This is a genomic window from Listeria sp. ILCC792, assembly GCF_900186135.1.
Taxonomy (GTDB): domain Bacteria; phylum Bacillota; class Bacilli; order Lactobacillales; family Listeriaceae; genus Listeria; species Listeria goaensis.
Genome location: NZ_FYBO01000008.1, coordinates 1 through 24,396, shown reverse-complemented (window position 1 = coordinate 24,396; position 24,396 = coordinate 1). Strand labels below are relative to the sequence as shown.

General features: G+C 41.7%; 26 protein-coding genes, 1 pseudogene and 1 riboswitch. Of the genes and pseudogenes, 13 read left to right on the top strand and 14 right to left on the bottom strand.

Features of this window, described 5'->3' with window-relative positions; translation table 11 throughout:
• Positions 1 to 91 precede the first annotated feature (91 nt).
• The gene (locus tag CFS60_RS09415; protein ID WP_088810592.1) at positions 92 to 820 is read right to left on the bottom strand and encodes a GntR family transcriptional regulator; all 729 of its coding nucleotides are present in this window, start codon (positions 818 to 820) and stop codon (positions 92 to 94) included.
• A 51-nt stretch (positions 821 to 871) separates the two neighbouring features.
• Positions 872 to 2,263: a glycoside hydrolase family 1 protein gene (locus CFS60_RS09410; RefSeq protein WP_088810593.1), complete on the bottom strand. Its 1,392-nt coding sequence runs from the start codon at positions 2,261 to 2,263 to the stop codon at positions 872 to 874.
• 342 nt (positions 2,264 to 2,605) lie between these two features.
• Positions 2,606 to 2,707, top strand: a riboswitch (purine riboswitch).
• A 66-nt stretch (positions 2,708 to 2,773) separates the two neighbouring features.
• On the opposite strand from CFS60_RS09410, the gene CFS60_RS09405 reads away from it, so the two are divergent.
• Entirely contained in the window at positions 2,774 to 4,069 is a 1,296-nt protein-coding gene (locus tag CFS60_RS09405; protein ID WP_088810594.1) for an NCS2 family permease, read from the top strand.
• Positions 4,070 to 4,110: 41 nt separating this feature from the next.
• Here CFS60_RS09405 and CFS60_RS09400 read toward each other — a convergent pair whose 3' ends face one another.
• The 3 genes from CFS60_RS09400 to CFS60_RS09390 all read right to left on the bottom strand — a co-directional run bounded on the left by CFS60_RS09400 (position 4,111) and on the right by CFS60_RS09390 (position 6,498).
• Entirely contained in the window at positions 4,111 to 5,262 is a 1,152-nt protein-coding gene (locus tag CFS60_RS09400) for an ABC transporter permease (protein WP_088810595.1), read from the bottom strand.
• Complete coding sequence (locus CFS60_RS09395; protein WP_088810596.1) at positions 5,259 to 6,134, bottom strand: ABC transporter ATP-binding protein; 876 nt, start codon at positions 6,132 to 6,134, stop codon at positions 5,259 to 5,261. The genes CFS60_RS09400 and CFS60_RS09395 overlap by 4 nt, the downstream gene beginning before the upstream one ends.
• 64 nt (positions 6,135 to 6,198) lie before the next feature.
• Entirely contained in the window at positions 6,199 to 6,498 is a 300-nt protein-coding gene (locus CFS60_RS09390; protein WP_088810597.1) for a hypothetical protein, read from the bottom strand.
• A gap of 188 nt (positions 6,499 to 6,686) precedes the next feature.
• On the opposite strand from CFS60_RS09390, the gene CFS60_RS09385 reads away from it, so the two are divergent.
• On the top strand, positions 6,687 to 7,676 hold the full coding sequence (locus tag CFS60_RS09385) for a winged helix DNA-binding domain-containing protein (protein WP_088839129.1): 990 nt from the start codon (positions 6,687 to 6,689) through the stop codon (positions 7,674 to 7,676).
• Here CFS60_RS09385 and hisJ read toward each other — a convergent pair.
• Entirely contained in the window at positions 7,646 to 8,467 is an 822-nt protein-coding gene (gene hisJ / locus CFS60_RS09380) for a histidinol-phosphatase HisJ (RefSeq protein WP_088825390.1), read from the bottom strand. The two genes, CFS60_RS09385 and hisJ, sit on opposite strands and share 31 nt — an antisense overlap.
• 106 nt (positions 8,468 to 8,573) lie before the next feature.
• Here hisJ and hisZ point away from each other — a divergent pair, with 106 nt between their 5' ends.
• The 11 genes from hisZ (at position 8,574) to CFS60_RS09325 (ending at position 17,896) form a co-directional block, all read left to right on the top strand.
• Positions 8,574 to 9,758, top strand: coding sequence for an ATP phosphoribosyltransferase regulatory subunit (hisZ, locus tag CFS60_RS09375; protein ID WP_088839127.1), 1,185 nt, complete (start codon positions 8,574 to 8,576; stop codon positions 9,756 to 9,758).
• Positions 9,755 to 10,408 (top strand): ATP phosphoribosyltransferase, encoded by a 654-nt coding sequence (hisG, locus tag CFS60_RS09370; protein ID WP_088810601.1) that lies wholly within the window; start codon positions 9,755 to 9,757, stop codon positions 10,406 to 10,408. The genes hisZ and hisG overlap by 4 nt, the downstream gene beginning before the upstream one ends.
• Entirely contained in the window at positions 10,389 to 11,672 is a 1,284-nt protein-coding gene (hisD, locus tag CFS60_RS09365) for a histidinol dehydrogenase (protein WP_088839125.1), read from the top strand. Before hisG ends, hisD begins: the two co-directional genes overlap by 20 nt.
• Complete coding sequence (gene hisB, locus CFS60_RS09360) at positions 11,659 to 12,243, top strand: imidazoleglycerol-phosphate dehydratase HisB (protein WP_088810603.1); 585 nt, start codon at positions 11,659 to 11,661, stop codon at positions 12,241 to 12,243. The genes hisD and hisB overlap by 14 nt, the downstream gene beginning before the upstream one ends.
• Complete coding sequence (gene hisH, locus CFS60_RS09355) at positions 12,244 to 12,873, top strand: imidazole glycerol phosphate synthase subunit HisH (protein ID WP_088810622.1); 630 nt, start codon at positions 12,244 to 12,246, stop codon at positions 12,871 to 12,873.
• A complete protein-coding gene (hisA, locus tag CFS60_RS09350; RefSeq protein ID WP_088839123.1) occupies positions 12,846 to 13,559 on the top strand; it encodes a 1-(5-phosphoribosyl)-5-[(5-phosphoribosylamino)methylideneamino]imidazole-4-carboxamide isomerase in 714 nt (237 codons plus the stop codon). Before hisH ends, hisA begins: the two co-directional genes overlap by 28 nt.
• Positions 13,559 to 14,314, top strand: a complete 756-nt coding sequence (gene hisF, locus CFS60_RS09345) for an imidazole glycerol phosphate synthase subunit HisF (protein ID WP_088839122.1) — start codon at positions 13,559 to 13,561, stop codon at positions 14,312 to 14,314. The genes hisA and hisF overlap by 1 nt, the downstream gene beginning before the upstream one ends.
• Positions 14,311 to 14,631, top strand: a complete 321-nt coding sequence (hisI, locus tag CFS60_RS09340; RefSeq protein WP_088810606.1) for a phosphoribosyl-AMP cyclohydrolase — start codon at positions 14,311 to 14,313, stop codon at positions 14,629 to 14,631. The genes hisF and hisI overlap by 4 nt, the downstream gene beginning before the upstream one ends.
• A complete protein-coding gene (gene hisE / locus CFS60_RS09335; protein ID WP_088810607.1) occupies positions 14,625 to 14,936 on the top strand; it encodes a phosphoribosyl-ATP diphosphatase in 312 nt (103 codons plus the stop codon). The genes hisI and hisE overlap by 7 nt, the downstream gene beginning before the upstream one ends.
• A 441-nt stretch (positions 14,937 to 15,377) precedes the next feature.
• Complete coding sequence (gene gdhA / locus CFS60_RS09330) at positions 15,378 to 16,754, top strand: NADP-specific glutamate dehydrogenase (RefSeq protein WP_088810608.1); 1,377 nt, start codon at positions 15,378 to 15,380, stop codon at positions 16,752 to 16,754.
• Between the two features lie 101 nt (positions 16,755 to 16,855).
• The gene (locus CFS60_RS09325) at positions 16,856 to 17,896 is read left to right on the top strand and encodes a lactonase family protein (protein ID WP_088810609.1); all 1,041 of its coding nucleotides are present in this window, start codon (positions 16,856 to 16,858) and stop codon (positions 17,894 to 17,896) included.
• Positions 17,897 to 17,975: 79 nt separating this feature from the next.
• Here the strand turns inward: CFS60_RS09325 and CFS60_RS09320 are convergent, their stop codons facing one another.
• The 8 genes and pseudogenes from CFS60_RS09320 to CFS60_RS09285 form a co-directional block, all read right to left on the bottom strand.
• Complete coding sequence (locus CFS60_RS09320) at positions 17,976 to 18,635, bottom strand: histidine phosphatase family protein (RefSeq protein ID WP_162859601.1); 660 nt, start codon at positions 18,633 to 18,635, stop codon at positions 17,976 to 17,978.
• A gap of 477 nt (positions 18,636 to 19,112) precedes the next feature.
• On the bottom strand, positions 19,113 to 19,661 hold the full coding sequence (locus tag CFS60_RS09315) for an RNA 2'-phosphotransferase (protein WP_369821524.1): 549 nt from the start codon (positions 19,659 to 19,661) through the stop codon (positions 19,113 to 19,115).
• Positions 19,662 to 19,665: 4 nt separating this feature from the next.
• On the bottom strand, positions 19,666 to 20,025 hold the full coding sequence (locus tag CFS60_RS09310; RefSeq protein WP_088810612.1) for a hypothetical protein: 360 nt from the start codon (positions 20,023 to 20,025) through the stop codon (positions 19,666 to 19,668).
• 19 nt (positions 20,026 to 20,044) lie between these two features.
• Positions 20,045 to 20,596: pseudogene (locus CFS60_RS14075) on the bottom strand (hypothetical protein); the annotation flags it as partial.
• Positions 20,597 to 20,875: 279 nt separating this feature from the next.
• Complete coding sequence (locus CFS60_RS09300) at positions 20,876 to 21,274, bottom strand: hypothetical protein (RefSeq protein ID WP_088810613.1); 399 nt, start codon at positions 21,272 to 21,274, stop codon at positions 20,876 to 20,878.
• Between the two features lie 16 nt (positions 21,275 to 21,290).
• Positions 21,291 to 22,259, bottom strand: a complete 969-nt coding sequence (locus CFS60_RS09295) for a hypothetical protein (protein WP_159458303.1) — start codon at positions 22,257 to 22,259, stop codon at positions 21,291 to 21,293.
• Positions 22,260 to 22,869: 610 nt separating this feature from the next.
• Positions 22,870 to 23,340 (bottom strand): SMI1/KNR4 family protein, encoded by a 471-nt coding sequence (locus CFS60_RS09290; protein WP_088816468.1) that lies wholly within the window; start codon positions 23,338 to 23,340, stop codon positions 22,870 to 22,872.
• A gap of 13 nt (positions 23,341 to 23,353) precedes the next feature.
• On the bottom strand, positions 23,354 to 24,396 hold a 1,043-nt coding region (locus CFS60_RS09285), incomplete at its 5' end, for an HNH/ENDO VII family nuclease (RefSeq protein ID WP_304441196.1).

Sequence of the window (24,396 nt, the reverse complement as noted above, 5' to 3'; positions counted from 1 at the left end):
GTTCCTATCAGCCGCAGTTCAGCATTTTCTAACGAATTGCTTGGCAAATGAACCACCCCCAAAATTAGATTTTGGGGGTGGTTTTAGTTTGTTATCTCCGCGAAATATTTACCGTCGTGAATACAAATTTGTCATAGCGGTGTCTTGAAATGGAATATTCAAATGCGACGCCGTTGTTTAAATACACGGTTTGCTCGACGTCCATGACGGGATCGTCTTGTTGGCATTTTAAATATTTATGGTCCAGTTCATTAGATTTATCCGCACGAATTTGCTTGTAGGAACTCGCGATTTTATGGTTTAGTTTATCTTGGATATAGCTGTAAATTGAACCTTCTAAAACTTCTTTTGTGAGTCCGGGTACAATTTGTACGGGCATGAATGTGTGTTCAATGACATATGGTTCGGACGCAACACTTCTGACCCGCAAGATTTCATAGACCGGCGTTTCTTTTTCCACGTGAAGTTTTTCAGCGATTTTTTCATCTGGAAAAACTACTTCAAAGCGGAGAATGATGGTGTCGACTTTTTCACCGTTCACGAGTTTTGTAAAGCCGTTCACTTCTTGACTTTGAATGTGCAGCCGTTCGGCATCAAGTGCGGACTTAATAATAAACGTGCCGTGTCCGCGCTTTCTGTATAATAAGCCTTCTAACACTAAAACTTCCAGTGCTTTTTTCATTGTCATTCGGCTGCAGTCAAATTCCTTTGCGAGCGTCATCTCATCTGGAATTGGCTTATCTAGTGGGTATTCTTGATTTTTAATGCGCGTTCTTATTTCTTCGGCGATAAAGCTATATTTTGTTTGGTTTCCTGCCATTTCAGACACCTCATCTTGAGTCTTTTTTCATAATTTTACCATAAAATGAAATTAGGCTTCAAATCCGTTTTCGGAAGCGAGTGTTTTATACCATTTGCCTGATGCTTTGATTGTCCGTTTATAGTTCTCATCTAAGTTCACTTCGACTAGGCCGTAGCGATTTTTATAGGCATTTGCCCAGCTCCAGCAATCCATGAACGTCCATAGATGGTAGCCGAGACAATTGGAACCTTCAGAAATTGCTTTATGAAGCCATTTCAAATGCGACTGAATGAACTCAATTCGGTACGTATCCTCGATAAATCCTTCAGCGTTTCGATACCGGTCTTCGCCTTCAACACCCATCCCATTTTCCGAAATAAAGAAAGGAATATTGTTGTAGTTATCGCGAATGTTGATCGCAATATCATAAATCGCTTGCTCGTAAATTTCCCAGCCACGGTACGGATTCATTTTGCGGTAAGGCATTTCGTAGTTATCAAAAAGATGCTCTGGGACAAAAGGCGCGTCTTTATGTGGCATATATTCTTTTGCTTTAACTCTGCGCGGTTGGTAATAATTGACCCCTAAAATATCGATAATATTTTCTTTAATGATGGCTAGGTCTTCCTCTGTGTAATCCGGTAAGAAATTCTTCTCACGTAACAATTCGACGAGGTCTCTTGGGAATTCGCCAAGTGTGACTGGGTCTAAGAAGCTGCGATTGAAGATTAAATCTGCCAAGTGGGCTGCACGCAAGTCCGCTTCATTTTGACTGCGCGGATAGGACGGCGTCAAGTTTAAAATAATGCCGATTTTTCCGTCTTGCTTTAATCCGTGATACGCTTTGACAGCTTTTGCGTGCGCGAGCGTTGTACCGAATCCGACTTGCACCGCACGTTTGAAGTCCACAACGTTTGGATAATGCATATCATATAAGTAACCTGCTTCAACGGGTACAATCGGCTCGTTAAATGTGAACCAATGTTTGACACGGTCACCAAAAAGTTTAAAGCAAGTTTCGGCAAAGGTTGCATACGCGTCAATGACTTCGCGCGACTCGAACCCACCTTTTTCTTGCATCGACATTGGCATATCAAAGTGATAGAGGTTCATAAATGGTGTGACGCCTTGTGCAATCATTTCGTCAATTACGCGATTATAAAAATCAACGGCTTTCGGATTTACTTCACCGATACCATCTGGAATGAGTCTAGACCACTGAATCGATGTACGGAATGAATTATGCCCCGTTTCTTTCATGAGCGCAATATCTTCTTTATATTGGTAATAAAAGTTAGAAGTGTTAGCTGGGCCTACGCCATTAAAAAAGCGTCCTGGTTCTTTACTATACCAGTAATCCCAAATACTCGGTTTGCGTCCATCAACATCTGCCGCACCTTCTGTTTGCGGGCCTGATGCTGCACTACCCCACCAAAAATTTTCAGGAAATGTATACTTCATTTGAAATCCTCCAGTTCATTTTTTTCTTTTATTATACATGATTATTCTAAAAGTATAAACTAATTTATTTAAAAGTTTATATAAAAAAACCTCACCTGTTTAGATGAGGATAAAAAGACGTTAATTTTATGTATCTTACTTGCACATTTTCATTGCTATTTTTTTAAAATCCTTACAATGATGTAAACAAGAATTGCGATTATTGCGAGCATTAGAACGAATCCGACGATACTAAATCCTCCCATATGGTCACCTCTTTTTGATGTTATTTTTTCTATATATACCAAGAAAATTCATGAGGGAGGTACTTTTTCAAAATTTACATTTACAAACCCTCTTTTTTCCTCTAAAATAAAAAGATATCGTATATGTCCGAAAATAGGGTTCGGATGTTTCTACCGGGTTACCGTAAATGACCCGACTACGAGCAGAATGAATACATAGGGATCTTCCCGTATTTTTTTAGCTCGCCCTTTTTCGAATGTGATAAAAACAGGGAGGCTTTTTTTAATGGACAAATTTTTTAAACTTCGCGAGAACAAAACGAATGTAAGAACTGAAATTTTGGCGGGGCTCACGACGTTCCTTTCCATGGCGTATGTCTTGTTTGTGAATCCGACAATGCTTCACACTACGGGTATGGATTTAAAGTCGGTTTTCGTAGCGACGGTGCTCGCTTCTGTTGTAGGCTCACTTCTCATGGGTCTGATTGCCAACTACCCAATTGGTTTGGCACCCGGAATGGGCTTAAACGCCTTTTTCGCCTTCACGGTATGCGCACAGTGGGGAATTCCTTGGCAGACGGCGCTTTCAGGCGTGCTCGTCTCAGGACTCGTTTTTATTTGCCTAACTGTTTCTGGAATTCGCGAAAAAGTCATCAACGCAATTCCCGCTGAACTAAAATACGCAGTTGGCGCCGGTATTGGCTTTTTCATTGCTTTTCTAGGATTAAAAAATGCAGGTATAATTGTGGCGAATGAATCGACCATTGTCGCACTTGGAAATCTTCATTCTGGCCCCGTTTTACTGGCCGTTTTCGGCATCATTATTACGGTCATTTACATGACACTCAATTTGAAGGGCGCGATTTTCTTTGGGATGGCGACTACCGCCATTGTCGGCATGCTAGTCGGTCAAATCGAAGTGCCGCACCAAATTGTCTCCGCCGTACCAAGCGTGGCACCAACATTCGGGCAGGCTATCATCCATCTTGGTGATATTTTTACTCCCCAAATGTTAATTGTGATTTTAACGTTCTTCTTCATTGATTTCTTTGATACAGCGGGAACGCTCGTTGCGGTGGCGAACCAGGCTGGCTTTGTGAAAGATAATAAAGTGCCTCGTGCAGGACGCTCGCTTTTTTCTGATTCTGTTGCGACGGTTGTTGGTGCGATTTTCGGGACTTCAACAACGACCAGTTACGTGGAATCAACGGCTGGGGTTGCGGTCGGTGGTAGAACAGGGCTTACGGCGATTGTCGTCGCAATTTGTTTCTCCTTATCGCTTTTCTTCTCGCCGCTGCTTGGCGTAATTACAAGCGCCGTCACGACACCTGCACTCGTTATTGTTGGTATTTTAATGATTGGTAACGTGGCGCATATCGATTGGTCGAAATTTGAGGTCGCGGTTCCCGCATTCTTCGTCATCTTGATGATGATTTTAACTTTCTCAATTGCGACAGGGATTGCGATTGGCTTTATCTTCTACCCAATTACGATGGTGTTAAAAGGGCGCTATAAAGAGGTCCACCCCATCATGTATGTGATGATGGCGCTGTTTATTCTTTATTTTATATTTGTTGTTTAAAAATAACGCGAATAGACTTTGAGATTTTTTTCAAAGTCTATTTATTTGTTTAAAATTAGCTTTTCATTTGTCGACAGTTTAAAAATAAGGAGCTGACATATTACAATGTACGAAAGTAAAACGCCTACACCCGTAATGACATTTATGAAACTACTTCCCAGTTTTGCACCAATATTTCCATTTGCCAAATTGACAACATCGACATACACAAACGGATTAAACATTAGTAAAATGCCTGCATCTGATTCCATTTTGCCTAGTAAAAATCCCGAACTGAAAATAAGCAAGAATATAATAATGACGCTCAAAATATTATTTCTGCAAACTAAATTGAGCACAGTCAGTAAAGAAACTAGAAATAGCACGATAAATACGGCTATTATGACGGCAGCAGCTAAAACTTCACCTTCTGTGCCAATATAAAAATCAGCACCTTTTTGAATAATAGCTGGCATTTGGAAGGTTTTAAAACCATTTTTCAAACTTGGAATCAAGTAAGCGGCGGAAAGTGTTACAAGTAGAAAAATACCGCCAGAAGTCAAGGCTACAAGTTCTTTCGTAAGCAAAACATGTCTTTTTTTGATTGGCAAACTCCAGAAAAAGCGTAATTTCCCAGAATCAATATCAGAGCCTATGACGGTCAGTGACGCCAGTAAAAAGAGCAGCGGAAAAATATACGGAAAGAGGAATTGAAGCGCACCCAATGTAAAGCCCGAACCGTTTAAATGAAATTCTGTTCCGCTGTATTCAAAATTTCCTTGGTCATATTTTTCTTTTAAAGCAATTTGCATTTCGAGTTGTTTTTCGGTCATTTCCGTATACGTATTGCCACTTCTAACATCTTGCAACAAATTTTTGTCTTCTGTAATTTGCAGTTTCAGTCTTTCTTTTGATTTCCCTTGTTTCATTGCTTCTAACTTCGCTTTTGCCACTTTTAAGTCTCGCTCATATTCACTGAGAACTTGATTTTTTGCAATTGACTTGGCCGGATCCGCCTTCACACCTTGAATCGCCATCTCAATACTTTGAATCTCCTCTTGTTCACTATTTATCTCGTTCTCTTTTTCAAAATTAAATTGTGACTGATAAAAAACAAAAAGTATCGCAATTAAACTGACGATTAAAATAAGCAAAATGAGAAATAATTTTCGTTTCATTAATTTTTGCCATTCAAAGCGGTACATATTCCTCATTCGCCGCCATCCTCCTTCTGTTCATAAATTTCATGATATAAGTGTTTCGTTTTTTCATTTTGCAACAAAATATTTGCAACATCCACCTGTAAATCATTTAAAAGCCGTGTCAAATCTATTAATTTTCCCGCCGAAATTTTAACTATAAGTAAATTTTCATCTTTCCTATTAAGCGAGTAAATCGAGTTGTGGCTTTCTAACGTTTGAATCGCCTGCGCTGTTAGTCCCGTTTTCAGCGTGATTTGATATTCCTCCAGATGCTGTTCACCCACTTCTTCTGCTTGAACAATCATTCCTTGTTTTAAAAATAAAACGGTGTCCGCAATTTCATCTATATCTGACAAAATATGGGAGGAAATAAAAATTTGCTTCCCGCTGTGCTTCAACTCTTGGATACAAAATTTAAATTCAGTGCTTACAGATGGGTCCAGTCCATTAAATGGTTCGTCTAAAATTAAAATATCCCCATCTGCAACAAGCGCCATCGCAAATAGCAATTGTTGTTTCATTCCTAAAGAATACGTGCCAACTTTTTTATTTATAAAAGGCATTATATGTAATTTCTCAACAATCTCTGTTATCTTTTTCACATTCCCATACATCCGTCCAATGAATAGAAGATGATTCATCCCTGTTAAATACGAATATAAAATGCTGTTATCTTGCATAAAATAAAGCGTTTTATTATCCTCCGTAACTAGGATTTCGCCGCTACTCGCGCAAAGGACACCGCTCATAATCCGCATTAACGTTGTTTTCCCGCTTCCATTAGGCCCGACTAAAGCAACCACTTTTCCTCGTCCTAAAGAAAAAGTGATATCGTTTAGTATATTGACCTGCCTAATACTTTTCGCTATATGGTTCATCTGCATGTTCACTTACTCCTTCTACTATAAAGCAGGAATCTAGTGAAGTTACCAGATTCCAAGCGATTTATTAATATGTTTTCCAAGTTCTCGTGTAAGCTGTGCAACTTCCTGATTGGTACGCATAAAGCCGTTTTGTTTTTGTTGTGTAGCTTGCACCATTTTGGTAAGAGATTGTTCGATAATTTTTATTTCTCGTGAAATTTTCCACCCCAAAAAGTGTCCGATAAAACCCCTTTTCATAGTAGTACAAGACGCTTGATACTTGCAGAGCCTCTGCTTTTTGCCCTTGAAACATAAACACAAAGCTAAATCCTAACATCAAACTTAGAAGTACCTTCAAACCTTTATTTTTCTTTTTTTCTGTCATAATGCTTCATCTCCTTTCGTGTAATGATCCTACCTTAGCATAGATTTGTATCACTTGTAAACAAATAATCTGAAATATGTTTTTTTCAGCTATTTTTTAGTTTTTTAATGAATAATCTTACTTCGTGACCTTTTTTTAGTTGCTTTTTCACGCTGCTTTCTCTATTCTAAAAAAAAGGAGTGCTGCAAATGAAAAAATCAGATTTAATCCACTTACGAACAGGCGCACAGCGTATTTTAGCGCCTTTTGAAACGCCAGATGAAGTGGTCGCTTATTTTGGAGCGATGCAGGCGCAGAACCGGGCGCAAATGCTTTATGCGATTGCAAGTCGGACAAAAAATTCGAGTCGCGCTGAAATTGAGCGGACGCTCGCGGAGAATCAAATCATTCGCGGATGGGCATTTCGCGGGACGATTCATGCGATGCGCCCGGAAGATTATTTTTTGCTGAAAGAGGTTTACGGCGCGCGAACTCTTCAAATCTTTCGCGGTTATTGGAAAAAATTAGGGATTTCAGAAAGCGATTTTGAGCGAAGTAACGCTGAACTTAAAAAGCAGCTTAGCGATGGGCCTAAAACGCGCGCGGAGCTTTCAGCGAGCATCGAACAGCTTGAATTGCCATGTTCGGGCATTCCATTTGCGCAGCTCATTGCGAGGGCCAATCTAGATGACATTTTAGTTTTCCATGCGGATGCGAATACGTTTCAAAATACGGAATTTTTGGAGCAGCATAAAACAGATGCCACATTTGATGAGGCACTCCAAGAACTCGGACGGATTTATTTTAAAAGCCGCGGCCCGGCGACCATTCAAGATTTCAATTGGTGGAGCGGACTTCCGCAGACGACCATCAAAAAAATGCTTGCGAGTTTAAGCGGCGAACTCGTACAAGATGGCGACTTTTATTTTTACCCGGAAACGAAAAAAACGGCGACTAATCACACCGTTTTGCTCGCCGGCTTTGACGAATGGCTCATCAGCTACCGCGACCGCTCCGTGCATTTGCCAGAAGAATTGCAACGCGAAGTCATTACAAAAAACGGCCTCTTTCGGCCGATTGTCGTCCAAAACGGTGTTGTGAAAGGCACTTGGAAAGTAGAGAAAAACAGCATCGTGCATACCTCGGGCTTAAAAATTCCGGCGACGAACTATGACAAGTTTTCAGAAAAAACCGAGTAAGCTCGTCCAACATCACGGACGGCATGTGAATCAGACCCATAAACAAGCGGAATGCCTAGGTGTTTCGCTTGTTTGACGTACATCTCAGGCGGATATGTCGCACGGCAGTCCACTTTAAAAAGCCCCGCCGTATTGTAATCAAGCGCATAGCCGCTACGCTGCACAAGTTCCAGCACGTCGGTCATCACGTCGTCTGGAAGAGCTGTTTCTGTATTAAACGCGTGCCTAAATTTCTGACAAAGCGAAATATGCCCCAACCGCTTCGGCTTGAACGCCCCCAAATCCGCCAAAATCGAGGCTTTTATTTGTTCCAAATACGCGATTTGAGCCTCCCGAAAACCACCATAAAAATCGACAATGCCCGTTTTGTAATCTGCCGCGCTAAAATCGATTGAACGAATGCCGTCCTGCCCTTCCAAAAAATGCACGCTCAAAATACCATCATCTAATTCTGGCCCATATTCATTCAAAAAGTCGCGCGTAAATGCTTCAAACTGCGCCAAATAATCCACCTCAAAACCAATTTTAATTTTGAGATCGCTCCGATATTTCGCCCTAAGCCGCGCCATCTCCTTCAAATAATACGGCAAATCGCTCATCGCCATGCTCGCCGTTTCGTATGCCTCCCGCTCCCCTGCTGCCTGCTGATTAAAATGAGCCGGAAGTGGCATATGTTCGGTGACAGAATATGTATCAAACCCTAATTCGATAGCTCGAATAATGAAACGCTCCACTTCCTCCCTTGAACCGTGCGGACAAAACTCCGTATGCGTGTGCCCATCCCATTTCATGCGCGTCCCCTCCTTATTTTCCATCATTATAACATAAAACCATTTACAAAAACGCTTTAACATGCTAATATGCTAATAAGTTAAAATATCAGAAAGGAGTTTGCAGATGAACTGGAATTTAAATTTGCCAACTGGGACACGCGATAAGCTTTTTCGGGAAGCCGAAGCGGCCTACAAATTGGAGCACACCGTCCAAGATTTTTTCAAAAAGCGGGGTTTTATGCGCATTGAAACGCCAATTATCGAATTTGAAGATGTTTTTTCGTTAGAAACAAAGGAAACCCACTATCGTTTTTTTGATGAAAAAGGGAGAATGTTAGCCCTGCGCCCGGATATGACTTTACCGATAGGCCGTGTGGTACATACAACAGGCGTTTTGTTGCCGGTAAAGCTTGCCTATAGTGGGAAAATTTTTCGCGCGAATGCCAGTCACGGCGGCGACCGAAATGAAGAAATGCAAACTGGGATTGAACTAATTGGTTACGGCTCAAGAAAAGCGGAAGTGGAATGTTTGTTATCTGGGATTCGGCTTATGCGGGAACTGCAAATTCCGGATTTTCAGATGGAGCTCGGACATGCTGGTTTTTATGAGCTACTCCTTCAAAAATTAAGTTTAAGTGCGACGGAGGAAGTTGAATTTCGTAAGCTGTTACAAAATAAAAGCCTGTCTGACATGGAGGTCTTCGCAAAACAATTTGAGCCACAGTGGACTCGCTTTTTATGCGCCCTGCCAAGACTATTCGGGCAAGTTGAAACGACGATTTCAGAGGCGAAGGAATTGTTACCTGACGCTGAACTCTATGCACCACTTGATGAAATTTTAGAGATTGCAGCAACGATTAAACAGGCTGAACCAGATGCATTACTCACTGTCGATATTGGTTTAGTTCAGGAATTGCGCTATTATACGGGGCTCATTTTTCGCGGCTTTGCGAATTTTGCAGCGGATTATTTTTTAAGCGGCGGCAGATACGACCGGCTGTCGGAACATTTTGGGATGGAAAAGGTACCTGCGGTTGGGCTTGCCCTCCATTTAGATGCCATTTTAGCTCTCAAAGAGCGACACGGCTTAACTGAAAAGCTGGCTACAAAACGAGTGCTCATTCATTATGATTTAGCTGAACTAGGCGCGGCGGAGCGCTATTATCAGGAAAATCCAGATAGTACACTTAGCCTGTTAGACTCGGAAAACGAATCGATTGCTTTCGCGAGAAAATGGAAAATCGAGACTGTCGTTTCTTTCCAAAAAGAAGGTATGAAGGTGATTTTTGAGAGGGGTGAGCGGGTTTGAGGTTGAAGATTGCGCTAACGAAAGGTCGGCTTGAGGACGAGGCTGTGCGCTTACTTACTTTGGCGGGCGTTGATTGTACGGTTTTAGCGGATAAGAAGCGAAAATTGATTTTTCAAAGTGACACGGATGAAATTGATTTTTTCCTCGTAAAAGCGGTCGATGTGCTGACGTATGTGAAACACGGGGCGGCGGATATTGGGATTGTCGGGCGTGATATTTTGCTTGAGGCGGCGAGTAGTTATTATGAAGTGCTCGATTTGAACATTGGCAAATGCCAGTTTTGTTTGGCGGCTCCGCCTACGTTTGATCCGACTGACTACAAGCGAAAAGTGATTGCGACGAAATATCCGAACGTAACGGAAGAATTTTTCCGGGCGCGCGGCGAGGATGTTGAAATTATTAAAATCGAAGGTTCGGTTGAAATTGCGCCGCTACTTGGTTTGGCGGACGCTATCGTCGACATTGTGGAAACCGGCGCGACACTGCGTGACAATGGCCTTGTGGTTGTAGAGAAACTTTATCCGATTTCGGCACGACTGATTGTGAATAAGGCTTCTCTTAAGCAAAATAAAACGCGAATTTTTTCATTAATTGACAAGTTACAACTTGTTTTAAAGGAGCGGACGGCGAATGAAACGACTCACGGGTAATGTGGCAACTATTTTAAAACAATTGGAAGTGCGCGAACAGACGCATGCGGACGTAGGTGATGCTGTACGCAAAATTATTTCTGCTGTGAAAGAAGACGGTGACGCGGCTTTAGTTCGCCTGACAAAGGAATTTGATGACGTGGATTTGACGGCATTTCGGGTGAGCCAAGCTGAAATTGATGCGGCATATGAATCCGTGCCCGCCTCGCTTATTCGGGCGCTTGAAACTGCACGTAAGAACATTTCGGACTACCATGAAAAACAAAAACGCAGTGGTTTTTTAGACAGCGAAAAAGACGGGGTTATTCGCGGCATGCGTGTGACGCCAATTGATTCAGTCGGCATTTATGTGCCTGGCGGGACGGCGAGCTATCCTTCATCGGTTTTGATGAACGCGATTCCGGCAAAAGTCGCTGGCGTTGAAAAAATTGTGATGGTGACCCCGCCTGATGCGGACTTAAATCCTGCCGTACTTGCCGCTGCGAAAATTGCGGGCGTTGACGAAGTGTTCACAATTGGCGGGGCCCAAGCTATTGCGGCGTTAGCGTACGGGACAGACTCCATTCCCCGCGTTGCCAAAATTGTTGGGCCGGGAAATATTTTTGTGGCAACAGCCAAGCGCGAAGTGTTCGGTCAAGTCGGCATCGATATGATTGCGGGACCTTCTGAGATTCTTATTTTAGCAGACGAAACGGCGAATCCAGCCTTTATTGCGGCGGATTTGTTGTCACAGGCTGAACATGATGAACTTGCGCGCGTCACTTTGGTGACGACATCAAACGCGCTTATTCAAGCGACAGAAGACGAATTGTTGCGGCAAGTTCAGTCACTTTCACGGAAAACAATTTGTGAGGTGGCGCTTCAGAACGGGCATTTCATTTTGGCGGAGAGCACGGCGGATATGTTCGCAATCGCGAATGAAATTGCACCCGAACATCTTGAAATCCAAATGGAAAACCCTCTGCTTTATTTACCACAAATTAAAAATGCAGGTTCGATTTTCCTCGGTGCACATGCGACTGAACCGCTTGGCGATTATATCGCGGGACCAAACCACGTCATTCCAACGGCAGGCACAGCGAAGTTTTCCTCTCCGCTTGGCGTGGACGATTTTACAAAACGCTCAAGTTTTATTTTATATTCAGAAAATGCGCTTAAAGATGCGGCCAGAGATGTAATAGAGCTCGCTGAATCAGAAGGCTTAACCGCACATGCACGCGCCATTCAAATTCGATTGGAGGAAAGGCAAGATGAGAACTTCTAAAATAAGCCGGGAAACTGGCGAAACAAAAATCACACTAGAACTTCAGCTTGATAAACAAAATGCTTCTGAGATTCAAACCGGGGTTGGTTTTTTAGATCACATGTTGACATTGTTCGCTAAACACGCGCGCCTCAGTCTGGTCTGTCTCGCAAAGGGAGATACGGAAGTCGATTTTCATCATACAACAGAAGATATTGGGATTGTGCTCGGGAAATGCCTTGCGGAAGCGCTCGGCGATAAGGCGCAAATTAACCGTTACGGCAACGCTTTTGTCCCGATGGATGAAAGTCTTGGCCATTGTTCGCTCGATTTCTCGGGTCGGAGTTTTCTCGTTTTTGACGCCCCATTTGAACGCGATAAAGTTGGTGATTTCGACACAGAGCTCGTACAAGAATTTTTCCAAGCGGTCGCATCAAATGCTAAGATGACCCTGCACTTGCGCGTACTTTACGGGCAAAATACACACCATAAAATCGAATCGCTATTTAAAGCTTTCGGGCGCGCCCTTTCTGAAGCAGTCACGATAAACCCTGAAATCGAAGGCGTGAACTCCACGAAAGGAGTCCTGTAAATGATTGCCATTATTGACTACGATACTGGAAATACACGCAGTTTGAAAAAAGCACTCGATTTTGTGGGACTTTCTAGCCAACTTACGGCGGACCCGGCAGAAATACAGACGGCAGATGGCATTATCCTTCCCGGCGTGGGCGCCTTCCCCGATGCGATGGCCAAACTCGAAGAACGAAAACTTGTGACACCCATTTTAACGGCCGCAAAAAAAGGTACTCCCCTACTCGGAATTTGTCTTGGCATGCAGCTGTTGCTTGATTCAAGCGAGGAACACACGCTGACGAAAGGGCTCGGCCTGATTCCCGGAACAGTCAAAAAAATCCCCGAAGAGGCTGGCTTCAAAGTGCCACATATGGGCTGGAATCAAATTGACGTGCAGCAAGAAAATCTTCTTACGGAAAATTTAAACGGACGTTATGTCTACTTTGTGCATTCTTATTTTGCAGAAACGGATTCGGCTTATATTTCTGCTGTAGCAAAACATAGTCTAGCTGTGCCGGCGCTCATTCAACGTGAAAATGTATACGGGGCGCAGTTTCACCCTGAAAAAAGTGATACGGTTGGTTTGGAAATTTTACGTGGCTTTAAGGAGGTTGTGCGATGCGTGTCTACCCAGCAATTGACATAAAAAACGGCAAATGTGTGCGGCTGTATCAAGGCAATTTCGACAAGGAAACGATTGTGAATCCAAATCCGGTGGCGCAAGCTCTGGCATTTCAAAAATCAGGCGCTTCGTATTTGCATATTGTGGATTTGGACGGCGCATTAAACGGCGATCCCGCGAACCTCGCTTTAATCCAAGAAATGAGTGAACAAACGGGTTTACCGGTACAAGTTGGTGGCGGGATTCGTTCGATGCAGCAAGTGGCGGCGTATCTCGAAAGTGGGATTGCACGGGTGATTATTGGCTCAAGTGCCGTCTCCTCGCCTGAATTTGTGCGCGAGGCGGTGACTAAGTACGGCGAGCGAATCGCGGTTGGAATTGATGCTAAAAACGGCTTTGTTGCAACTGATGGTTGGCTGAACACGAGTGATATTCGCTTCACTGACTTTGCGGTTCAAATGGAAAAACTTGGTGTTGCGACGCTGATTTTTACGGATATTGGGCGCGACGGAACGCTCGCTGGTCCGAATTTTGAACAGCTTGCGGCGCTACAAAACGCAGTTTCCTGCGCAATTATTGCTTCTGGTGGCGTGAAAAATCAAGCGGATTTAATCGCGCTTAAAAAGCAAAACCTAGCGGGCGCCATCGCTGGAAAAGCGCTATATAGCGAAAGCCTCACGATGAAAGAAATTTTGGAGGTGGAAAACTAATGCTCACAAAACGCATCATTCCTTGTCTCGACGTAACAAATGGCCGTGTCGTCAAAGGCATCAATTTTGTTGCCCTACAAGACGTTGGCGACCCCGTTGAAATCGCGAAAGCATACAACAAAGCCGGTGCCGACGAAATTGTGTTCCTCGATATAACAGCCACAAATGAAGGGCGCAAAACGATGATCGATGTCGTCGAAAAAACAGCCGAACAAGTTTTCATTCCATTAACAGTTGGCGGCGGCATTCAAACGACCGCAGAAATGCAGGCGCTTCTAAAAGCTGGCGCAGATAAAATTTCATTAAATTCAGCGGCCATCAAACGCAAAGAGCTCATTTCAGAAGGGGCGAATAAATTCGGCACCCAGTGCATCGTCGTCGCAATCGATGCCAAGCGCGTAGAGGATTCGTGGCACGTTTTCACACACGGCGGCAGACATGATACAGGCCTCGATGCCGTTTTATGGGCAAAAAAAGCGGAAGCACTCGGGGCTGGCGAAATTTTACTCACAAGCATGGACGGCGACGGGACAAAAAACGGCTATGATATCGCCCTCACGAAAACGATTGCGCAGGCCGTCAAAATTCCTGTCATCGCCTCTGGTGGTTGCGGAAGCACCTCGCACATGGTCGATGTTTTCACCCAAACAGAAGCAAGCGCCGCACTTGCCGCGAGCATTTTCCACTACGGCGAGCTTGATATTCAGGACGTGAAACAAACACTCAAAAAAAACGCAGTGGAGGTGCGCTTATGACAATCGATTTTTCAAAAGGACTCGTTCCAGCCATTATCGTGGACGCCTCAGACGGCGAAGTTCTCATGCTCGCCTACATGAACGAAGAAAGCTACCAAAAAACGCTCGAAACCGGCTACACCTGGTTCTTTTCGAGAAAAAGACAAGCACTTTGGAATAAAGGAGCGACAAGCGGGCACGTGCAACGAGTCGCACAAATAACGGCCGACTGCGATTTGGACACCTTGCTTATTCGCGTCCACCAAACCGGGCCCGCCTGCCACTTAGGTTCGCGCTCTTGTTTCACAAATGAAATAAAGGATGTGTCGTCATGTTAGAAAAGCTATACGCTGAAATTGCGAGCCGAAAAACCGCGCCAAAAGAAGGCTCCTACACAACCTATTTGTTCGACCGCGGTTTAGACAAGATTTTAAAAAAAGTTGGCGAAGAAGCAACCGAAGTCATTATTGCCGCCAAAAATGAAAAAGCCGAATTGATTAGCGAAACCGCCGATTTGACGTACCACCTACTCGTTTTGCTCGTGGAATCTGGCGTCACCCTTTCTGAAATCGAACAAAAACTCCTTGAACGCGAAGGTCGCCTCAGTAAAACGAGCGACCGTAAGGAAATCCAAGATTTGTGACAAAATTGTAATGTTGCACCCGCAAATTGTAAGCCAATGAGCAGGATTAATTGCCACTATTCTTCTATACTTATTTTATCGGAGAAAGTTACTTTACCCAAAGAATAACTTGTGACTTTCCTGAGACAAACGACTTTATGTCTATTCATTAAGTTTCCCAATTATCCCTTGATTTTGTCTCAGAAATCACAACTCCAATTAACTCCCTGTTTTCCCATGCGTCCCCCCGCATGGGAATTTTTTTGTGCGCCCAATCATACAATATTTTCTTTGTTATGCCTATATATTTATTTTTTTCAGAAAATTTGTTTTTTTACTTGCCAGATATATTTTTAACATGGTAAACTTAACAACAAGAGTAATATAATTTCACATCCCACCAAACATATGCGGAATAATTAACATTCCGTGCAAGTTAATCATTTTCAAAGGAGTGTTAATATGGGGCAAACAACAATGGTTTCAGAAAATCGTCAAGCTGCTGAGCAATATACGGCGGAGATTTTTGAAACAATCAAAAGACGTAATCCAGAAGAAACTGAATTTCATCAAGCAGTAAAGGAATTTTTAAATGCGATTATTCCTGCGCTGGAAAAAGACCCTAAGTACCAAGAAAACGGCATTTTAGAGCGTCTAACTGAACCTGAACGCCTTATTACATTCCGTGTTCCCTGGGTAGATGATGCCGGAAAGGTACGAGTAAACCGCGGATTCCGCGTACAATTTAATAGCGCTATCGGCCCTTACAAAGGCGGACTTCGCTTCCACCCTTCGGTAAATGGGAGTATAGTAAAATTTCTAGGCTTTGAACAAATTTTCAAGAACGCCCTAACTGGTTTGCCAATCGGCGGTGGTAAAGGCGGTTCCGATTTTGATCCAAAAGAAAAATCCGATGCAGAAATTATGCGCTTCTGTCAAAGTTTCATGTCTGAACTCGCGGTGCACATTGGTCCAGATACAGATGTCCCTGCTGGTGATATCGGCGTATCCGGTCGCGAAATCGGCTATTTATTCGGGCAGTATAAAAAAATGACGAGCCGTTTTGACGCTGGCACCATCACTGGTAAAGGCCTCACATATGGTGGGAGCTTGACGCGAACAGAAGCAACAGGTTACGGTCTTGTTTATTTCACAAAAGAAATGCTCGCCGCAACAAATCAGTCTTTTAAAAATAAAACGGTTGTCGTTTCTGGCTCTGGTAATGTAGCCATCTATGCGATTGAAAAAGCCGAAGAACTAGGCGCAAAAGTAGTAGCTTGTAGCGATTCTGACGGCTATATTTTTGACCCAGAAGGTATTAATCTTAAAACATTAAAACAAATAAAAGAAGTAGAGCGTCGGCGCCTTCACACCTATCTTGAAAAACACCCCACTGCCGAATTTTATGAAAATGGCGATATTTGGTCAGTGCCATGTGACATTGCCTTGCCATGTGCGACGCAAAATGAAATTAGCGAACAACAAGCGAAAACGCTCGTTCAAAACGGTGTCATCGCTGTTGCAGAAGGGGCAAACATGCCGTCCACACTAGAAGCTGTTTCGGTTTTCCATGAGAATAAAATCTTATTTGGTCCTGCAAAAGCAGCAAATGCTGGAGGAGTTGGTGTTTCTGCTCTTGAAATGGCGCAAAACAGCAGTCGAATGAGTTGGAGTTTTGCTGAAGTCGATGACCACCTAAAAAATATTATGAAAAACATTTATAAAAACGCTAGCTTCGTTGCAAAAGAATATGGTTACGAGGGTGACCTCGTCGTCGGAGCAAACATCGCCGGCTTCCTAAAAGTTGCCGATACAATGCTTGCACAAGGCGTTGTATAAGAAAGAATCACTTAAGCTCCTATGCTTTCAGTCAGCATAGGAGCTTAAGTCTGTGCTATAATAAAGCGTGAAATGACTTTTTAACAGGAGGAATCGAATTTATGTCAAATAAAACCGCAACCGCATACATTGGTACATATACGAAAGTGGAAAGTAAAGGAATTTATCGCCTTGTAATGGACCGCGAAACGGGCGAAGTTTTAGAAAATAAGCACGCGGGCACAATGGATAACCCAACTTATTTAAAAATTTCAGATGATGAAAAATATTTGTATTCTGTAGCGAAAGACGGCGATAAAGGTGGCCTTGCTGCATTCAAAATTAATGAGGACGGCTCACTTGCTCTTTTAAATGAACAAGTAAAAACTGGCAATCCTCCTTGTTATGTTGATGCATCGGCTGACAATTCAATTGTTGTTTCAGCGAACTATCACTTAGGAACCATTTTAAGTTATCCAACTGAAAACGGCGCACTAGGCGCACCGATTTCTGAAATCGAGCATACCGGAAAAAGCGTACACGAACGCCAAGAAAAACCACATGCACACTTTGCTGGCTTTACGCCCGATCAAAAATTTGTCGTGACATGTGACCTTGGAACGGACTACGTGACGACGTATAGCGCGACGTCTGGCAAACTTGAAAAGGTGGCTGATTTGCTTCTCACACCTGGAAGCGGGCCACGAAACTTAGTTTTCCACCCAAATGCGAAGTACGTGTATATCATGACCGAGCTCACATCAGAAGTTGTTGTAGCAGAGTATAACAGCACGAGCGGCGAGTTGACGGTCGTTCAAACGATTCCATCGCTTCCGGCTGATTTTACAGCTGAAAACAAAGGGAGTGCGATTCACATTTCAAACGACGGACGCTTCCTCTATGTTTCCAACCGCGGTCAAGATGCGATTGTTTCTTTTGCGATTGATAAAACCGGACAATTGAGTTTGCTGGAAACGGTACCCGTTTTAGGTGTCGGACCGCGCGATTTTGACTTAGATAAAACTGGCGAAATCCTCGTTGCAACAAACGAAAACTCCAACAACGTTACTATTTTCAGCGTCAACAAAGAAACCGGCAAACTGACTTTACTCCAAAAAGATATCAAAGTTCCAGAACCAGTTTGCGTCAAATTCATGAAATAAGAAATATAATAAAAAGCATAAATCCAGCAATAACGCCATTTCTAGAGATGGGTTTTACTGGATTTATGCTTTTTTCAATTTATTTTTGTCCTGCTAAAATATAACTAGTGTCATTCACCGACTCCACGCGTATTTCTCCGTTTTCATACACCATTTTCGTAATGCTCGCGTTTTCAAGCATCGGGTTTACAAATTCCGGCGCCAAAATCGTCAAATAGGCGTTAATCGTCATTCCGTGCGCCACCACCAAGACGTGCTTTTCGCTTTCGCCTTGTTCCTGCTCGATCATTTTGTCTAAAGCGCGCATGAGGCGCGCCTCCATATCTGCCCAGCTTTCTGAAAGACCGGTTTCGTCAAGCTCACTCACAGCCTCAAGCACCAATTGGACCCCTTTTAAACCTAAATTTCGCATGCCTTCCTCTGGCGAAGCATAACCAAGATGTGCCATCACGGTGCTAAACATTTCCTCATTCGGCGAACCTTCAAATTTCCCAAAGCAAAATTCGCGCAAATCTTTTAGAATATTTTTCTCCAGATGGGTCTGTCCACTTTCCACTAAAATAATATCCGCCGTTTCAATTGTCCGTCCACGGTCGCTCGTATAAACCGCATCAAACGAAATATCTAAACCGCGACCTAAGTATTCTGCCACTTCCCGGCCTTCATTCGTCAGCGGCGAATCTGACCAACCTTGCACTTTTTCAAGTGTATTCAGCAACGTCTTACCGTGCCTTGTCATATAAAAAGTTATTTTCGAATCCAATTTTCTGTCGCCCCCTCCCTTTTATCTTAGCAAACTGACACCAAAAAAGGAACCGTTTTCAGGCTCCTAAATTTGTTAATCAATACCGCGCATTTATTTTTATTAAAAAATAAATATGTTTTTAGTCCAGCATACGAAGAAAAATTTAAATCTTCAAGTAACTTGGCATCCTAATCATCTTTATCCAGTTCCACAAATTGTTCCTTGAGTATTGCAAGTTGGAGTTTATTTGTTGAATCTCTGTATCATTTTACAACATAGTATATGGCTTTTAAGGATTCATTAAAACCTATCATTATTCACTTATATTTTCTGGCAATACTTATTAATACTAGAAAAGTATTTTCTAAAAATACAGTTAGTTTTTTTAACTATTGACAACTTGATTAGTGAGTTCACGCTTACTAATCAGGGCTTTACTATTCGACTCCAATCAGATAGTAGAGTACCTTTTTATTTTTGTGTAAATACTTCTATAAATTCTGATGGAATAGTATCTGCTAACCAAACTTTTTCATTTCCCAAATAAAACTTTGTTCCTTTCGCTCTAGCATTTTCTGTATTAATCACTAAAATAATCGGATTTTTCTCTTTTCTTTTCCCTACTAAACTAGCTGTCTCTATATCTTCGGATAAATGAACATATTGTCGAGACATGGGAGATAAACCACTCTTTTCAATTTCAGATAAAAGATTATGTGCAGTTCCATGATACAGAAATTTAGGAGGAATAGCTTCTTCTTTTACTATTTTCATTGGAACAGAGTGTCCATATAATGCTCGAATACTATCCTCTTTGATTTCATGCCTCTTTTTTTCTGATTTTTCAATCATTACTTTTAAATCATCAAATTCTACATTTTGCCATTCGGTAGACTGATGTAATGCTTGTAATAATTGGTCAATTGGTACCCAACCATTTTTATCCAGTTCTAACTCATATTCCCATGGAGCATGACGTAATGCATAAGAAACTTCTTTACTCAATTTTGTATAGTTTATTTTATTAGACAATTTCTTCCTCCCGATTATATTCAGTCATTGTTTTAACAGCAAATTCTACCCACTCCCATAAATCCTCAAATTCGCCTCTTTGTTCAAAACCTTCCGTAGTGAAATCATGAATTAATTGAACTTTATTTTCTTTTCCAATCTCAAAACAAGCTATATCATCATTATCATCTCTTCTTGCAAAGGGTATTAACTTTCTATTAGGATACCTTTCTTTCAAATCATAGTACCTTCTAGTTGCTTGACCTGACTCAATTAAATACCACACATCAAAATCTACCAAGTTTAATTCAATTAATTTGTTATAGGCTTCAGGGTATATAAATACGTCTTCTTCAATATAAAATTTTTTCATGACTATAAGCACATTCTTTCTATTTCATTTTTTCTAAATCAAACGACCCCATTGGATTGTTATTTCTAAAATCAGCTTTCTGTTTTCCAACTCGTAACTCTATAGCTTCTCCCCATGTTTTTGGAACGCCTTTTTTTGTCGTAAATCTATCGATTGTGGCTTAATCAGGTAAAGGTGTATCATAGCTTCTAACATTGGCTTGGACGTCTATTCCAACCTCTCTAGTTGCTGCAACTCTTGTGTTATCAAGAGTTGTCAAACTACCATCAGGCATTCTCACAACATCAATTGGGTCACCTTTCCAACCATTCGCTTTCATGCTAGCAATAATTTCATCTGAACCATTTACAGAAGTTTGACTGAACCTAATTTCCGAAGGGTTAGCATTTTCAATATTCTTTCCAAGTCCACTAGCTCCCTCATACGTCATACTCCCCCGAATCGCCGCAGTACTCAAGCCCAACCCCATCACCACATCCATCAGGCCACTTTCATTCAGCGTGCCTTTCACCGATTCCACATATGCTGATGCCCGAAGCGTGCCGCCAGCCATACCGGTGTATTTCGTGCCGTCCATGATAAAGAAGTGGAAAAAAGAGAATAATGTCTCTTCTAATCCGTAAAACATTATAAAGAAAGTCAATAGACCGCTAGGCTCTCCTAACATCACTATTGACTTTCTTTAGCGGACATGTCAGTTTGTTAGTACCCGAGGCACTCACGAAATAGCTAGTACCTTGACTTGTCCCTTGAGCCTCTTAAGCATAACATGTCCACAGTTTACACTAAATATTTAAATTTATTCTTTCAAACCTTTTCTACTTCATCCTTAGAATCTAGCAAAATAACATTAAAAAATTGCCTTAAAAGGAGCATGTCCTGTTTCTGCATTTCTCAATAAGGTTGGTTTTCTGAAACGTAAACTCGTCTCTAATTTAAATATAGCAGTATCTTCTTCCATTTCATAAAAAGATACATTTATCCAAATTGGCACAAGTGGTTGCAAGCCAGCTAAAATTCCTACCGTTTGTTTTACTGGGATTTTTTTTCCACCAATATTTTCTTTACTTAAAATATTCAATCTCATATAATCATCTTCGGTACTTAGTGGTTTATTTTTTTCTTGTACTGGAACAATAATAAACTTACAATCATTAAAAGATACATTCTTTTTTTCTCTAATTTCCGCTACCGTAGCAATTAAGTTATTTTTAAAAATTTCCTTATTCATCTGAGTAACTTTCTCCACATTAATCTCCCCTTAATTATTTAATTTTCAATTTAATACTTGACACTAAATTAACTTCTGCCAAATTAACATAACCAGAACTCGTCAAATTAATATCATATATTTCTAACCAACTATTATTTACATTTAGCCCAACACCTCTAAGGGCATTTGGAGATAATATTGCTTGGTCGGGACTTGGGGTATAGTGTCCTGACCAATTCGTAATCCTTCTAATTTGACCAGTTGTTCCATTTATTTTTAGTTTTCCAGCAGCCTGAACAGATTCGCCATTAGCTAAAAATGAATGGCCGCTTCCTAATTTTAGATTCCCATTTATATCAATAATAAAGTCTACTGTTTCAATACCATTTAAACCCTTAATATTCCCGTTTTTTATGGTGAAATTATAAGATTTTCCTAACTGTGCTTCATTCGGATATCTATTTGATATTGTTAGAATTGGGTCAGCTCCACCAGTCTTCCCATACGTCATACTCCCCCGAATGGCTGCCGTGCTCAAGCCCAACCCCATCACCACGTCCATCAGGCCACTTTCATCCAGCGTACCTTTCACCGATTCCACATACGCGGATGCCCGAAGCGTGCCACCAGCCATACCGGTGTATTGCGTGCCGTCCATATAATAGGTGCCGGTTTTCCACGATTCAGTGATTTTTTTGTTTAAATCCTCATTCGTGATAATTTGGTAGTCACTTGGGTCTAAGTACTTTCCTGCCTTGTCTAAGTATTTCTTCAGTTTCGGGTCATTCACACCCACTCCGTTTTGTTCAAGCAGCCACATCACTTGCGGCTTTCCCTCCGCATCGTAGTACACCACTGCCAAAACTTGATAGGCTTTCAGCGCTTCGACCCGTTTTGGGTCTACGCCGCGAACGGTATTAAGCCGCTGTTTCAAGGCATCCATCGACTGGGTATAGCCTTTCGGATATGTATAGGTGCCGGTTTGGGCGTTAAACTCGACTTCCTGCAAGAGTTGCCGCATCGTTCTTTGCGCCGTCATCACAAGCGCTAAAAGTTCTTGGAAAAAGTGGGTATGACTTTGCTCAAATTGTAAATAGTTTTCCAGAATTTTTTCTTCTTTGACAATGTCTAGTTATTTGACTTTAAAATAATTATTCCAATCTTGCCTAGATATTAGATTTTCTATACCAAAATCAGTTTTCAGAAAGCTTCGTCCCACTTATTTTCTTGATTGCCATTCTCCTAAGTTCCTTTTTTTATTCAGATAGCCAAGATTTATATGTCTTACATGCCCTCAGCAGGGAATGTTTGTTTAGCTTAGATACCACTATTTGTAACAGTCCTAGCTTGATATACTTTCATGTTACTTAATCCCTTTGATGTTTGTTCCCATCCAGCTCCTGTCCACTTAACAAGCCGTCTCTCATACCAAGCAACACAATGATTTTATACTTTTGAAAGCAGTTAAAAAGATATGAGTATGCTACTCTTTTTACAGAGTTAGTTTTCTCATATCTTTTTCGGTAGTACAGCTTCTATACAATGAATACAGCTAGCTTTTAGCAACTTGATTAGTGAGTTCAAAGCTTTACTATCCGACGCCAATCAGATAGTAACGTGCCTTTTTATTTTTAATGAATTTCTTCATTCACCATGTCTAAAAGAAATTCTCCAAAGTTATTGTATAAAACTTCATTTTTTTGTGCGTCTTCAGAAAAACCTGGGAAGTATGATGTTATTTTAGGTTCATTTTTCTCATTCAAATCCTTGTAGTTTAAACAATACATTTCTCCCATCCCAGTATTATACAAAATAACTAAATATTTTGGCATATTTACTAATTTCCGTTCATTTAACGTAGACCAAATAGTATCTGGAACACCCGAATTTTCAAAATCCTCTCTAAAAACACCATAGATTTCAATAGAACCAAAAGTTAAAGCACCAAAACAAGATAAGAAAAGTTTATAATCTTCGGGGAATTGTAAATCAAGAACTGTCTGAGCTTTTTTTATAATATCATCCGAAGCTCCCCCAAAAGCGTCTACTAAATCTTGATTCTCTTCAATTAGTTCTTTTGCTTTATTATACTCTCCACTCATTGTAATATCTCCTTTATTTAAAGTCTTTTGCTCTATTTTCCCAATAATCCGAACGCCATTTATTGAAAGACTTTCTGTCTATTCCAGACGGAACTGAGTTAGGATTAATATGAATTGTTTTAGAATTAGTTTGATGGAAAGATTGCTCTACCTCAGCAATAGAACTTATATCTCGTTGAGTCATGTGATGCAAATTCACTGGGTTTCCATCTGGTCCTAAAGGTGCCAAACCTTGTTCCATTCTTTGAAGGTTTGAGCGTCCTTTAACGTCTACTCTATTAATATCAATTATACCATTTCTTTGATAAACTTTGGTATCTTTAAAATCAACATCTTTTTTCCAGTATTCTCTAGTTTGAGAATAGTCTTTAGGTACCTTAGCCCCACTAGCTCCCTCATACGTCATACTCCCCCGAATCGCCGCCGTACTCAAGCCTAGCCCCATCACCACGTCCATCAGGCCACTTTCATCCAGCGTACCTTTCACCGATTCCACATACGCTGATGCCCGAAGCGTACCACCAGCCATACCGGTGTATTGCGTGCCGTCCATATAATAGGTGCCGGTTTTCCACGATTCAGTGATTTTTTTGTTCAACTCCTCATTCGTGATAATTTGGTAGTCACTTGGGTCTAAATACTTTCCTGCCTTGTCTAAGTATTTCTTCAGTTTCGGGTCATGCACACCCACTCCGTTTTGTTCAAGCAGCCACATCACTTGCGGCTTTCCCTCCGCATCGTAGTACACCACTGCCAAAACTTGATAGGCTTTCAGCGCTTCGACCAGTTTTGGGTCTACGCCGCGAACGGTATTAAGCCGCTGTTTCAAGGCATCCATCGACTGGGTATAGCCTTTCGGATATGTATAGGTGCCGGTTTGGGCGTTAAACTCGACTTCCTGCAAGAGTTGCCGCATCGTTCTTTGCGCCGTCATCACAAGCGCTAAAAGTTCTTGGAAAAAGTGGGTATGACTTTGCTCAAATTGTAAATAGTTTTCCAGAATTTTTTCTTCTTCCACCGCTTCAACAAGGTCTAGCCGTAATTGTTGGACGCGTC

Coding starts and splice junctions, on each gene's coding strand:
- CFS60_RS09295 (WP_159458303.1), bottom strand. CDS start 22,259: ATGCGGCAACTCTTGCAGGAAGTCGAGTTTAACGCCCAAACCGGCACC.
- hisI (WP_088810606.1), top strand. CDS start 14,311: ATGACAATCGATTTTTCAAAAGGACTCGTTCCAGCCATTATCGTGGAC.
- hisH (WP_088810622.1), top strand. CDS start 12,244: ATGATTGCCATTATTGACTACGATACTGGAAATACACGCAGTTTGAAA.
- gdhA (WP_088810608.1), top strand. CDS start 15,378: ATGGGGCAAACAACAATGGTTTCAGAAAATCGTCAAGCTGCTGAGCAA.
- CFS60_RS09310 (WP_088810612.1), bottom strand. CDS start 20,025: ATGAAAAAATTTTATATTGAAGAAGACGTATTTATATACCCTGAAGCC.
- hisA (WP_088839123.1), top strand. CDS start 12,846: ATGCGTGTCTACCCAGCAATTGACATAAAAAACGGCAAATGTGTGCGG.
- CFS60_RS09395 (WP_088810596.1), bottom strand. CDS start 6,134: ATGCAGATGAACCATATAGCGAAAAGTATTAGGCAGGTCAATATACTA.
- hisE (WP_088810607.1), top strand. CDS start 14,625: ATGTTAGAAAAGCTATACGCTGAAATTGCGAGCCGAAAAACCGCGCCA.
- hisJ (WP_088825390.1), bottom strand. CDS start 8,467: ATGAAATGGGATGGGCACACGCATACGGAGTTTTGTCCGCACGGTTCA.
- CFS60_RS09290 (WP_088816468.1), bottom strand. CDS start 23,340: ATGAGTGGAGAGTATAATAAAGCAAAAGAACTAATTGAAGAGAATCAA.
- CFS60_RS09390 (WP_088810597.1), bottom strand. CDS start 6,498: ATGACAGAAAAAAAGAAAAATAAAGGTTTGAAGGTACTTCTAAGTTTG.
- CFS60_RS09320 (WP_162859601.1), bottom strand. CDS start 18,635: ATGACAAGGCACGGTAAGACGTTGCTGAATACACTTGAAAAAGTGCAA.
- CFS60_RS09415 (WP_088810592.1), bottom strand. CDS start 820: ATGGCAGGAAACCAAACAAAATATAGCTTTATCGCCGAAGAAATAAGA.
- hisZ (WP_088839127.1), top strand. CDS start 8,574: ATGAACTGGAATTTAAATTTGCCAACTGGGACACGCGATAAGCTTTTT.
- CFS60_RS09405 (WP_088810594.1), top strand. CDS start 2,774: ATGGACAAATTTTTTAAACTTCGCGAGAACAAAACGAATGTAAGAACT.
- hisD (WP_088839125.1), top strand. CDS start 10,389: ATGAAACGACTCACGGGTAATGTGGCAACTATTTTAAAACAATTGGAA.
- hisF (WP_088839122.1), top strand. CDS start 13,559: ATGCTCACAAAACGCATCATTCCTTGTCTCGACGTAACAAATGGCCGT.
- CFS60_RS09410 (WP_088810593.1), bottom strand. CDS start 2,263: ATGAAGTATACATTTCCTGAAAATTTTTGGTGGGGTAGTGCAGCATCA.
- CFS60_RS09400 (WP_088810595.1), bottom strand. CDS start 5,262: ATGAGGAATATGTACCGCTTTGAATGGCAAAAATTAATGAAACGAAAA.
- hisB (WP_088810603.1), top strand. CDS start 11,659: ATGAGAACTTCTAAAATAAGCCGGGAAACTGGCGAAACAAAAATCACA.
- CFS60_RS09385 (WP_088839129.1), top strand. CDS start 6,687: ATGAAAAAATCAGATTTAATCCACTTACGAACAGGCGCACAGCGTATT.
- CFS60_RS09325 (WP_088810609.1), top strand. CDS start 16,856: ATGTCAAATAAAACCGCAACCGCATACATTGGTACATATACGAAAGTG.